The 12,563-nt window shown below is 72.6% G+C and carries 9 protein-coding genes; all 9 read left to right on the top strand.

Features of this window, described 5'->3' with window-relative positions; all coding sequences use genetic code 11:
• Positions 1 to 277: 277 nt before the first annotated feature.
• The 9 genes from GA0070616_RS05870 (at position 278) to GA0070616_RS05830 (ending at position 12,527) form a co-directional block, all read left to right on the top strand.
• Positions 278 to 1,438, top strand: a complete 1,161-nt coding sequence (locus GA0070616_RS05870) for an inositol-3-phosphate synthase (protein WP_091077501.1) — start codon at positions 278 to 280, stop codon at positions 1,436 to 1,438.
• Positions 1,422 to 2,285, top strand: a complete 864-nt coding sequence (locus GA0070616_RS05865) for an SCO3242 family prenyltransferase (protein WP_091077498.1) — start codon at positions 1,422 to 1,424, stop codon at positions 2,283 to 2,285. Before GA0070616_RS05870 ends, GA0070616_RS05865 begins: the two co-directional genes overlap by 17 nt.
• Positions 2,282 to 3,187: a sugar phosphate isomerase/epimerase family protein gene (locus GA0070616_RS05860; protein WP_091077494.1), complete on the top strand. Its 906-nt coding sequence runs from the start codon at positions 2,282 to 2,284 to the stop codon at positions 3,185 to 3,187. Before GA0070616_RS05865 ends, GA0070616_RS05860 begins: the two co-directional genes overlap by 4 nt.
• A 25-nt stretch (positions 3,188 to 3,212) precedes the next feature.
• Positions 3,213 to 3,833: an EboA domain-containing protein gene (locus GA0070616_RS05855; protein WP_091077490.1), complete on the top strand. Its 621-nt coding sequence runs from the start codon at positions 3,213 to 3,215 to the stop codon at positions 3,831 to 3,833.
• A gap of 1 nt (position 3,834) precedes the next feature.
• Positions 3,835 to 4,689 carry a TatD family hydrolase gene (locus GA0070616_RS05850; protein ID WP_091077486.1) on the top strand — a complete coding sequence of 285 codons (855 nt, stop codon included), beginning with the start codon at positions 3,835 to 3,837 and terminating at the stop codon, positions 4,687 to 4,689.
• The gene (eboE, locus tag GA0070616_RS05845) at positions 4,689 to 5,870 is read left to right on the top strand and encodes a metabolite traffic protein EboE (RefSeq protein ID WP_091077483.1); all 1,182 of its coding nucleotides are present in this window, start codon (positions 4,689 to 4,691) and stop codon (positions 5,868 to 5,870) included. Before GA0070616_RS05850 ends, eboE begins: the two co-directional genes overlap by 1 nt.
• On the top strand, positions 5,867 to 7,258 hold the full coding sequence (locus tag GA0070616_RS05840; RefSeq protein ID WP_175439991.1) for an alkaline phosphatase family protein: 1,392 nt from the start codon (positions 5,867 to 5,869) through the stop codon (positions 7,256 to 7,258). Before eboE ends, GA0070616_RS05840 begins: the two co-directional genes overlap by 4 nt.
• Before the next feature lie 290 nt (positions 7,259 to 7,548).
• Positions 7,549 to 10,416, top strand: a complete 2,868-nt coding sequence (locus tag GA0070616_RS05835; RefSeq protein ID WP_091077478.1) for a carbohydrate-binding protein — start codon at positions 7,549 to 7,551, stop codon at positions 10,414 to 10,416.
• On the top strand, positions 10,413 to 12,527 hold the full coding sequence (locus GA0070616_RS05830) for a ThuA domain-containing protein (protein WP_091077475.1): 2,115 nt from the start codon (positions 10,413 to 10,415) through the stop codon (positions 12,525 to 12,527). Before GA0070616_RS05835 ends, GA0070616_RS05830 begins: the two co-directional genes overlap by 4 nt.
• Positions 12,528 to 12,563: the final 36 nt, after the last annotated feature.

Genomic DNA, 12,563 nt, shown 5'->3' with positions numbered 1-12,563 from the left:
TGACCTCCGGTCGGGCGCGCCGTCGTCCGACCGGCCGGATGCGGGGGAGGCAGGGTCGGGACGCCGACCGCCCCTGCCTGCCAGCCCCGTCCGTCCGCACCTGCACCGGGCGCCGGTCCGGCGTCGTCGCCGCCGACTTCGACGCCGGTTCGGACCTTCTCCCGGGCTGGTCGGCGGACGGGGCCCATCCGCTCAGACGAGTAGTTCTCGGACCAAATCTTTGATATTGCTATATATCAATGCAAGGTCGGTTCCTCGCGACCGGAGGGGAGCACCATTGCGTACGGGTGTCTGGCTGGTGGGGGCTCGCGGTTCCGTCGCGACCACCAGCATCGTCGGGGCGCTCGCCCTGCGGTCCGGGCTCACCGACCCGACCGGCTGCGTCACCGAGCTGCCCGAGCTTCGCGGTCCCGCCCTGCCGGCCTTCTCCGACCTGGTCCTCGGCGGACACGACGTGGTGGCCACACCACTGGCCAAGCGCGCCGAGACGCTCGCCGCCGCCGGCGTGGTGCCGGGCCGCCTGGTCGACGCCCTCGGCACCGAGTTGGCCGAGGTCGAGCGGGAGCTACGCCTCGCACCCACCGTCGGCACCCAGGCCGACCGGGCGGCTGCGACCATCGCCGAGCTGACCGCGTTCCGAGAGCGGCACGGTCTCGCGCGGGTGGTGGTGGTCAACGTCTCGGCCACCGAGCCGGCCGCCGGCCCACACCCGGCTCACACGGACCCGGTCGCGCTGCGGGCCGCGCTGGCCGGTGCGGAGGCGGTGCTGCCCACCAGCTCGCTCTACGCCTACGCGGCCGTCGAGGCCGGCTGCCCGTATGTCGACTTCACCCCGTCCACAGGCCTGCGCCTGCCCGCCCTGCGGGCGCTCGCCGACGAGCGGGGCCTGCCGTACGCCGGGCACGACGGCAAGACCGGGGAGACGCTGGTCAAGTCCGTGCTGGCCCCGATGTTCGCGATGCGGCACCTGGCGGTGCGCTCGTGGAGCGGGGTCAACCTGCTCGGCGGCGGCGACGGCGCCACCCTCGCCGATCCGGCTGCCAACGCCGCCAAGGTGGCCAGCAAGCAGCGGGTACTCGGGGAGATCCTCGGCTACGTCCCGCAGGGCGGCACCCGGATCGACTACGTCGAGGAGCTGGGCGACCACAAGTCCGCCTGGGACCTCGTCACCTTCGCGGGGTTCCTCGGCGTCGGGATGCGCCTCGAGTTCACCTGGCACGGCTGCGACTCCGCGTTGGCCGCCCCGCTGGTGCTGGACCTGGCCCGGCTCACCGCCGCCGCGCACGCCGCCGGTGACAGTGGACCGCTGGAGGACCTGGCGTTCTTCTTCAAGGACCCACTGGGCGAGCCCACGCACGCGCTCGGCGACCAGTGGCACCGGCTGTGCGCGTACACCCGTCGCCTGCACGAGGGGGTTTCCGGTGCCTACCCTCGCTGATCTCGCCGAGCTGGTGCGGGCCCCGGCGGCGCTCTCGGTTCCCGGCGACGTCGTGGCCGGCGCCGCGGCGGCCGGGTCGCTGGGCCGGCGGACGCCGGGACTGGCCGCCGCCTCGGTGCTGCTCTACTGGGCCGGCATGGCCGGCAACGACTGGGCCGACCGGCGGCTGGACGCTGTCGAGCGCCCGGAGCGGCCGATCCCCACTGGCCGGGTCACCCCGGAGGTCGCGCTCGGCCTGGCCGTCGGGCTCACCGCCGCCGGGGTCGGCCTCGCCGCCGCCGTCGGGGGCGGGAGGGCGGCGGCGGTCGCGGTCCCGCTCGCCACGGCCGTCTGGGGGTACGACCTGCGTGCCAAGAACACCTCCGCCGGACCGGCCGTGATGGCCGCCTGCCGAGGGCTGGACGTGCTGCTCGGCGCGACCGGCGGCCGGCTGTCCCGGGCCGTCCCGGCGGCGGTCACCGTCGCCGCGCACACCTGGACCGTCACGGCGCTGTCCCGCCGCGAGGTCGACGGCGCCGACCGGGCACTGCCGCTGCGCACCCTCGCCGGCACCGCCCTCGTCGCCGCCAGCGCCGGCCGCCCACCGGCCACCACCGGTTCACCCCTCGCCGCCCTGCCGGCCCTGCTGGCCACCTGGTACGCCGCCCGGTACGGGGCGGCGCAGGCCCGGGTGGTCGTCGACCCGTCCGCCGGTCGGGTGCGCGCGGCGGTCGGTGCCGGGATCACCGGGCTGCCCGCCCTCCAGGGCGCCCTGACCGCCCGCGCCGGCGCCGGTCTGCTCGGCGCGGCGGTCGCGGCGGCGGCGCCGCTGGCCCGCCGGCTGGCCCGGAGGGTCTCCCCGACATGACCGTCCCACAGGCCGCTGGTGAGAGCCGGTCCGGCGAGGGCGGGTTGCGGTTCGGGTACGGCACGAACGGCTTCGCCAACCACCGGCTGGACGACGCGCTGGCGGTCATCGCCGAGCTGGGCTATACGGGGGTGGCGCTCACGCTCGACCACGACCACCTCGACCCGTTCGCCCCCGGGCTGGCCGGGCGGGTCGCCGCCGTTTCGCGTCGGCTGGACGCGCTCGGTCTCGCCGTGGTGGTGGAGACCGGCGCCCGGTACCTGCTCGATCCGTGGCACAAGCACGCCCCGACGCTGCTGCACGACGACCCGGCCCGGCGGATCGAGTTCCTGCACCGGGCCGTACGGGTGGGCGCCGATCTGGGTGCGGAGGCCGTCTCCTTCTGGGCCGGCGTGCGGCCCGGGACCGTCCCGCCGGCGATCGCCTGGGACCGGCTGGTGGCCGGTTGCGCGACCGTGGTCGACGCCGCCGACGCGGCCGGCGTGACGCTCGGCTTCGAGCCGGAACCAGGAATGCTCGTCGAGGACGTCGCGGGCTGGCACCGCCTGCACGCCGCGCTCGGCGCACCGGCGCGGTTCGGCATCACCCTCGACATCGGACACTGCCGCTGTCTGGAGCCCCGGCCGGTGGCCGACTGCGTGCGCCAGGTGGCCGAACACCTGGTGAACGTGCAGATCGACGACATGCGGCGGGGCGTCCACGAACACCTGGAGTTCGGCACGGGCGAGATCGACTTCCCGCCGGTGCTGCGTGCGCTGCGGGCGGTCGGCTATCGCGGCCTGGTCGCGGTGGAGCTGCCCCGGCACTCGCACGCCGCCCCCGCCGTCGCCGCCCGCTCCCTGGACTTCCTGCGCGCCGCCGACGCGGCCGACGTCGACGACGGGACCATCGCGCTCCGCTGAACAGCACACGAGGGAGGAGGGTCCGATGACACCGGATCGACTGCGGAAGGCCCTTCGGGGCGTACCCGATCCCGAATGGCTGGACGCGGCCCTGCGCCGGGTGACGGCCGAGCCCGCCGCGATCACCGGCGTGTTCGCCGCCGCCGGCCGGCGCTGCGGCCGCAACGAGCTGCCGGAGCTGCCCGGCTGGACCGCCGACGACGCGGCGCGGGTGCTGCTGCTGACCGCCCTGCCCGCCGACCACACCGCGTTCACCGACCTCCTCTACCGGCACGGTGACGCCGCCGAGAGGCGGGCGGTGCTGCGGGCGCTGCCGCTGCTGCCGGTCGGCGCGGACGCCGTGCCGCTGCTGCACGACGCGATCCGCACCAACGACACCCGACTGGTCGCCGCCGCCCTCGGCCCGTACGCCCGGCACCTGGACCCGTCCGCCTGGCGGCAGGCCGTGCTCAAGTGTGTGTTCACGGGTGTGCCGCTGGCCGTGGTCGCCGACCTCGACGAACGGGCCGACGGCGAGCTGGCGTTGATGCTCGCCGCCCTCGCCGCCGAACGCGCCGCCGCCGGCCGGACCATGCCCGCCGACGCCACCGACCTGCTCGACCGGCTGGCCGCCCCGGCCGACCACCCGCATCCCAGGGAGGCGTGACATGCGGATCTTCGACCCGCACATCCACATGACGTCGCGGACGACCGACGACTACGAGCGGATGGCCTCCGCCGGGGTCCGCGCGGTGGTCGAACCGGCGTTCTGGCTCGGCCAGCCACGCACCAGCGTCGGGTCGTTCACCGACTACTTCGACTCGCTGGTCGGCTGGGAGCCGTTCCGGGCCGGCCAGTTCGGCGTACGGCACCACGCGACGGTGGCACTGAACCCGAAGGAGGCCAACGACCCGCGCTGCCGGCCGGTGCTCGACGTGCTGCCCCGCTACCTGGAGAAGGACGGTGTGGTGGCGGTCGGCGAGATCGGCTACGACTCGATGACGCCGGAGGAGGACGAGGTCTTCGCCGTGCAGCTCGCCCTGGCCGTCGCCCACGACCTGCCGGCGTTGGTGCACACCCCGCACCGGGACAAGGCCCGGGGCGTGGAGCGCAGTCTCGCCGTGGTCACCGAGTGCGGCATCGCTCCCGGCCGGGTCGTGCTCGACCACCTCAACGAGGTGACCGTCACGCTCGTCCGGGACAGCGGATGCTGGATGGGCTTCTCGATCTACCCGGACACGAAGATGTCGCCCCCGCGGATGGTCGAGCTGCTACGCGAGCACGGCACCGAACGGATGCTGGTCAACTCGGCCGCCGACTGGGGGCGGTCCGACCCACTGCTCACCCGGGCCACCGGGGAGGCGATGCTGCTGGCCGGGTTCACCGACGACGACGTCGACCGGGTTCTCTGGCGCAACCCGGTCGAGTTCTACGGCCAGTCCGGGCGGCTCGACCTGACCGAGCTGGACCTCGCCGCCGTGGACCCGGAGACCGGCAGCTCGATCCTGCGCGGCGGCACCTGATGCGGCTGCGGCACGCCGGTGGCACGACGGTCCACCTCGGCTACTGCACCAACGTGCACCCGGCCGAGGACCTCGCCGGCATCGTCGCCCAGCTGGACAGCCACGCCCGGCCGGTCCGCGAGCGGCTCGGCGTCGACCTGCTCGGCCTCGGGCTGTGGCTGGCCGCGCCGGTCGCCGCCGAGCTGGCCGCCGATCCGGCGCTGCGCCGCCGGTTGCGTGCCGAGTTGACCGCGCGGGGTCTGGAGGTGGTCACCCTCAACGGCTTCCCGTACGCGGCCTTCCAGGCCCCGGTGGTCAAGGACGCCGTGTACCACCCGGACTGGACCACCGACGCGCGGCTGGCGTACACCCTGGACCTGGCCCGGGTGCTGGCCGACCTGCTCCCGGACGACGCGGTGCGCGGATCGGTCTCCACCCTGCCGCTGGCCTGGCGGGAGCCCTGGGACGCGGCACGCGCGGACGCCGCCCGGCACCGGCTGGACCAGCTGGCGGCCGGCCTCGCGGCGGTCGAGCGGGACACCGGCCGCCCGGTCCGGATCGGCTTCGAGCCGGAACCGGGGTGCGTGGTGGAGACGACCGGCCAGGCCGGCTCGCGGCTGGCCGGGATGGACACCGACCGGCTCGGGGTCTGCCTGGACCTGGCTCACCTGGCCTGCGCCTGGGAGGACCCGGCGGCGGCGCTGGCCCGGCTGGCGGCGGCCCGGCTGCCGGTGGTCAAGGTGCAGGTCTCCGCCGCGATCGAGGCGCCGGCCGGTACGACGGAGGCGCTGCGCCGCTGGGTCGAGCCGCGCTTCCTGCACCAGACCCGGTCCGCGGGGTGCGGGGCGGTGACCGACCCGGCCGACCCGGCCCACAGCACCGACGACCTGGATGCCGCGCTGGAGGCGCGACTACCCGGCCCGTGGCGGGTGCATTACCACGTGCCGCTGCACGCGCCGCCCGAACCACCGCTGGAGTCGACCCTGCCGGTGCTGCGTGCCGCGCTGGCGGAGCTGTTCGCCGGCCCGGTCGCCGGCTGCGACCACCTGGACGTCGAGACGTACACCTGGGGGGTGCTGCCGGCGGCGCGGCGCCCCCGCACCGACGCGGAGCTGGCGGCCGGCATCGCCGCGGAACTGGCCTTCGCCCGCGACGAACTGGTCGGACTGGGCCTGACCGAACGACGGGGAGTGGCGGCATGAGCAGAAAGGTGCTGGTGCTGGACGTGGTGGGACTGACGCCCCGGCTGCTGGCGCACATGCCCCGCCTGCGCGCGGTGGCTGACGGTGGGTTCCGGGCCGAGCTGGGCACCGTGCTGCCGGCCGTGACCTGCTCGGTGCAGTCGACCCTCCTCACCGGGGCCCTCCCGGCAGAGCACGGGATCGTCGGCAACGGGTGGTACTTCCGGGACCTCGGCGAGGTGCTGCTGTGGCGGCAGCACAACGCCCTGGTGGGCGGCGAGAAGCTGTGGACGGCGGCCCGCCGGGTGCGGCCCGGCTACACCGTGGCCAACGTCTGCTGGTGGTACGCGATGGGCGCCGACGTCGACTGGACGGTCACCCCACGGCCGGTCTACCGCGCCGACGGGCGCAAGGAGCCGGACTGCTACACCGACCCCCCGGAGCTGCACGACGCGCTCACCGACCGGCTCGGCACCTTCCCGCTGTTCACCTACTGGGGACCGACCGCAGGTCTACCGTCGTCGCGGTGGATCTGCCGGGCCGCCGAGCAGATCCTCACCGAGCAGGCTCCGGACCTGACCCTGGTGTACGTCCCACATCTGGACTACGACCTGCAACGCTTCGGGCCCTCGTCACCCCGGGCCGCCGCCGCGGCGGCCGAGCTGGACGGTGTCCTCGCGCCGCTGCTGGACGCCGCCCGGGACCGGGACACGACCGTGGTGGTCCTGTCGGAGTACGGCATCACCGACGTGTCCCGCCCGGTCGACGTGAACCGCCTGCTGCGTGTCGAGGGGCTGCTGCGGGTGCACACCCAGGCCGGGATGGAGTACCTGGACCCGTGGACGTCGCGGGCCTTCGCGGTCGCCGACCACCAGATCGCGCACGTCTACGTGCGGAACCCGGCGGACGTGCCGGCGGTGGCGAAGCTCTGCGCCGGGCTTCCCGGGGTGGCCGAGGTGCTCGACGAGGCCGCCAGGGCCGGGTACGGGCTCGACCACCCGCGCGCCGGTGAGCTGGTGCTGGTGGCCGAACCGGACGCCTGGTTCACGTACTACTACTGGCTCGACGACGCCCGGGCGCCCGACTTCGCCCGGCTGGTGGAGATCCACCGCAAACCCGGGTACGACCCGGCGGAGCTGTTCTTCGACCCGACGGCTCCGCGTGCGGCGAAGCGGCGGGCCGCGGTCGCACTGGCCCGCAGGAAGCTGGGCATGCGCTACCTGATGAGTGTCGTCGGGCTGGATGCCGGGGCCCGGGCGGTGCGCGGTTCGCACGGTCGACTGCCCGCCGATCCGGCCGACGGTCCGGTGCTGCTCTGCTCCGACGCGTCGGCCGCGCGCGACCGGATCGCCGCCATCGAGGTCAAGGCCCTGCTGCTGCACCTGGCCGGGCTGTCCGACCGGCGATGAGACCGCTCTCCGGGACTTTTGCTTCCATGTACGAAAGTTCACGTTGGTTGGTCGGAAGGTATAGACACATCGACGGTTCCGACTTAATGTCGTGACCATCGCAACGGTGTTTCGTCGAGGTGAACCGGCGGCGCGGGAACCCATCGACTCGTGACCTTCGCGTGGCCTACCGGCCACCGGTCGTCACGCCTGCCGGGTCTGCACCCGGCAGGCCCGCATCCTCCCGCTACGGCATTCGGCGCGACGGCGCGCGCCCGCCCTGGCAGATCACTCGTCAGGAAGGGACCACCATGTCCACATCGGGCATCACCACCACTCCGCATCGCAGTCGACGATGGTTGTCCGCCGGCTTTGCGCTGGTCCTGGCCGCCGCCGGCACGGTCGCCCTGGGCGCCGGGCCCACCGCGCTGGGCGGGCCCACGGCAGCCTCCGCCCACCCCGTCGTGGGCACCGACTTCCAGCAGGTCACCCTCGCCAAGGGCGTCGCCGAGGTCGGCGAGCCGATGACCATCGCGGTGCTCCCCGACCGCTCGGTCGTGCACACCGCCCGCAACGGCACGGTGCGCCGGACCGACTCCGCCGGCAACACCTCCGTCATCGGCACCCTCCCGGTGTACACACACGACGAGGAGGGGCTCCAGGGCGTCGGGGTGGACCCGAACTTCGCCACCAACCGGCACCTCTACCTCTACTACGCGCCGCCGCTGTCCACACCGTCCGGCGACGCGCCGGCGACCGGCAGCGACTTCTCCGCCTGGCAGGGCGTCAACCGGCTGTCCCGGTTCACCCTGAACAGCGATTTCACGATCAACACCGGCAGCAGGGTCGACGTCCTCGACGTCCCGGCCGACCGGGGCATCTGCTGCCACGTCGGCGGCGACATCGACTTCGACGCCGCCGGCAACCTCTACCTGTCGACCGGTGACGACACCAACCCGTTCGACTCCTCCGGGTACGCGCCGATCGACGAGCGGACCAACCGCAACCCCGCGTACGACGCGCAGCGCACCTCCGCCAACACCAACGACCTGCGCGGCAAGATCCTCCGGATCAAGGTCAACGCGAACGGGACGTACTCCATCCCGGCCGGCAACATGTTCGTCGACTCGGACCCGAAGACCCGGCCCGAGATCTACGCGATGGGTTTCCGCAACCCGTTCCGGATGAGCGTGGACAAGGCCACCGGCATCGTCTACGTCGGTGACTACGGGCCGGACGCCGGCACCACCACCAGCCGCGGCCCCAGCGGCCAGGTCGAGTTCAACCGGATCACCGGGCCGGGCAACTACGGCTGGCCGTACTGCACCGGGACCAACACCGCGAACGAGACGTACGCCGAGTGGAACTTCTCCAACAGCACGGCCGGCGCCAAGTACGACTGCACCGGCGGCCCGACCAACAACTCGTTCCGCAACACCGGCCTGACCACCCTGCCGGGGGCGAAGGCGGCCTGGATCCGGTACGCCGGTGACGCCGGCAGCCCGCCGGAGTTCGGCGGCGGCTCCGAGTCGCCGATGGGTGGGCCGGTCTACCGGTACAACGCCTCGCTGAACTCCGCCACCAAGTGGCCGCAGTCCTTCGACGGGCAGTTCTTCGCAGGTGAACTGGGCCGGGGCTGGATCAAGCCGATCCACGTCGACAGCGACGGCTCCCCGGGCACCATCGACACCTTCCCGTGGAACGGCAAGCAGGTCATGGACATGGCGTTCGGCCCGGACGGCGCGCTCTACGTCCTGGACTACGGCACCGGCTACTTCAACGGTGACGCCAACTCCGCCCTCTACCGGTACGACCACATCGGCGGCGGCAACGCGGCGCCGACCGCGGTCGCGGCGGCGGACAGGACCTCCGGCACCGCCCCGTTGACCGTGAAGTTCTCCTCGGCCGGGTCGTCGGACCCGGAGGGTGGCGCCCTGACCTACTCGTGGAACTTCGGTGACGGCACCACCTCGACGGCGGCCAACCCGAGCAAGACGTACACCGCCAACGGCACGTACACCGTCACGCTGACCGTCAAGGACCCGCAGAACGCCACCGGTACGGCGAACGTGCAGATCGGCGTCGGCAACACCGCGCCCACCGTGACCATCACCAGCCCCGGCAACGGCCAGCTGTTCAGCTACGGGGACACCGTGCCGTTCAGCATCACGGTGACCGACCCGGAGGACGGCACCATCGACTGCACCAAGGTCAAGATGACCTACGTGCTCGGGCACGACAGCCACGGCCACCAGATCACCTCGAAGACCGGCTGCTCCGGGTCGATCACGATCCCGGTCGACGGTGAGCACGACGACGCGGCGAACATCTTCGCCATCTTCGACGCCGAGTACACCGACGCGGGTGGGCTGACCACCCACAAGCAGCACACCCTCCAGCCGAAGAAGCGGCAGGCCGAGCACTACAAGACCTCCTCGGGCATCGCGCAGTACAGCAAGACGACGGCCGAGGGCGGCAAGACCGTCGGCAGCATCGACAACGGCGACTGGATCGCGTTCGAGCCGTACCGGATCAACAACCTGACCTCGTTCACCGCCCGGGTCTCCTCCGGCGGCGTCGGCGGCACCCTCCAGGTCCGTGCCGGCTCGGCCACCGGAACCGTGCTCGGCTCGGCCACCGTGCCGGTCACCGGCTCCTGGGAGACCTTCCAGAACGTCACCGGCACCATCTCCAGCCCGCCGGCCGGCACCACCACGCTCTACCTGACCTTCGCCGGTGGCGCCGGGGCGCTCTTCGACATCGACTCGTTCACCTTCACCACCGGGGCCTCCGGCGGCGGGACCGGACCGATCGTGGGGCTCGCCGGCAAGTGCCTCGACGTCCGCGACGCGGCGACCGCCGACGGTACGCAGATCCAGATCTACACCTGCAACGGCAGCGCCGCGCAGACGTGGACGGTGACGCCGAACTCGACGGTCAGGGCGCTGAACAAGTGTCTGGACGTCTCGGGCGGTGGTTCGGCGGACGGCACGAAGATCCAGCTCTGGACCTGTAACGGGACGGGTGCGCAGAACTGGTCGGCGCAGGCCGACGGCACCCTGCGCAACCCGCAGTCGGGCAAGTGTCTGGACGTCTCCGCGAACTCCTCGGCCGACGGCCAGGCCGTGCACCTGTGGACCTGCCACACCGGCGCCAACCAGAAGTGGACCCTGCCATGAGAATGCTCCGACCCGCACTCGGGGTGGCAACCGCCGCTCTCGCCGTACTTTTCTGCACCACCACCCCGGCCAGCCCCGTCAGCGCGGCGGACGCCGCCTACGACGTGCTGGTCTTCTCGAAGACCGCCGGCTTCCGGCACGACTCGATCGCGGCCGGCACCCAGGCCGTCCGGGACCTCGGCGCGGCGAACAACTTCACCGTCACCGCCACCGAGGACGCCACCGCCTTCACCACCGGCAACCTCGCCCGGTACGAGGCGGTGATCTTCCTCAACACCACCGGCGACGTGCTCAACGCCACCCAGCAGTCCGCCTTCGAGTCGTACATCGGCTCCGGCGGCGGCTACGTCGGCGTGCACTCCGCCGCCGACACCGAGTACAACTGGTCGTTCTACGGCAACCTGGTCGGCGCGTACTTCGCCTCGCACCCGGCGATCCAGCAGGCGAACGTCAAGGTGGAGAACCGGGCCCACGCGGCCACGGCCCACCTGCCGCAGACCTGGAACCGCACCGACGAGTGGTACAACTACACCACCAACGCCCGCTCCACCGCCCGGGTCCTGGCCACCCTCGACGAGGGCTCGTACTCGGGCGGCTCGATGGGCGCCGACCACCCGCACGCGTGGTGCAAGACCTACAGCGGCGGCCGGGCCTTCTACACCGGCGGCGGGCACACCCAGGCGTCGTACTCCGACGCGGCGTTCCGCGCGCACCTGCTCGGCGGCATCCGGTACGCGGCCGGCCGGAGCAAGGCCGACTGCCGCGCGGAGACCGGTTACACCGCCCTCTACAACGGCTCGACCACCGGCTGGTCGCAGGCCGGGCCGGGCAGCTTCACCAACTCCGACGCCACGCTGACATCCGTCGGCGGGCTCGGCATGCTCTGGTACAGCGCGAAGGAGTTCACCAACTACTCCCTCAAGCTCGACTGGAAGCTCGCCGGGGACGACAACTCGGGCGTCTTCATCGGCTTCCCGCCGTCGAGCGACCCGTGGTCGGCGGTGAACAACGGTTACGAGATCCAGATCGACGCCACCGACGCCGCCGACCGCACCACCGGGTCGGTGTACACGTTCAAGTCCGCCGACATCCCCGCCCGCGACGCCGCGCTGAACCCGCCGGGGGAGTGGAACACCTACGAGCTGCTGGTCGAGGGAGAGCGGCTCCAGGTCTTCCTCAACGGTTCGAAGATCAACGACTTCACCAACACCAACCCGGCGCGTTCGCTGGCCGGCCACATCGGCATCCAGAACCACGGCAACGGCGACGACGCGTCGTTCCGCAACATCCGGATCAAGGAACTGGGATCCAACCCACCGCCGCCCGGGAACACGACGGTCCAGGCCGAGTCGTTCAGCTCGTCGAGCGGGGTCACCCCCTTCACCAAGGCCGGCGCCAACGGCGGCCAGACCCTCGGCTACATCGACCCGGGTGACTGGGCGGCGTACCACGGAGTCGACCTGACCGGCGTCACGTCGTTCAAGGCGCGGGTCGTCTCCGGCGGGCCGGGCGGCACGATCCAGGTGCGGACCGGGTCGACCACCGGGACCGTGCTCGGCTCGGTCGCGGTGCCCAACACGGGTAGCTGGACCAGCTTCGCCGACGTCACGACGAGTCTGTCCACCGTCCCGTCGGGCACCCAGAACCTCTACCTCACCTTCACCGGCTCGGGTTCGGGGCTCTTCGACGTGGACGACTTCACCCTGGTGAAGGGGGGCGGGGGCACCCCCGGCACCGGTCCGATTAAGGGCCTGGCCGGCAAGTGCCTCGACGTCCGCGACGCGGCGACCGCCGACGGTACGCAGATCCAGATCTACACCTGCAACGGCGCCGCCGCGCAGACGTGGACGGTGACGCCGAACTCGACGGTCAGGGCGCTGAACAAGTGTCTGGACGTCTCGGGCGGTGGTTCGGCGGACGGCACGAAGATCCAGCTCTGGACCTGCAACGGGACGGGTGCGCAGAACTGGTCGGCGCAGGCCGACGGCACCCTGCGCAACCCGCAGTCGGGCAAGTGTCTGGACGTCTCCGCGAACTCCTCGGCCGACGGCCAGGCCGTGCACCTGTGGACCTGCCACACCGGCGCCAACCAGAAGTGGATCCTGCCCTGATCTGAGGCCACCGGCGAAACCGGCTCTCTCCCACCC

This window comes from Micromonospora nigra, assembly GCF_900091585.1.
GTDB lineage: Bacteria > Actinomycetota > Actinomycetes > Mycobacteriales > Micromonosporaceae > Micromonospora > Micromonospora nigra.
This window is presented reverse-complemented; position numbering and strand designations above follow the sequence as displayed.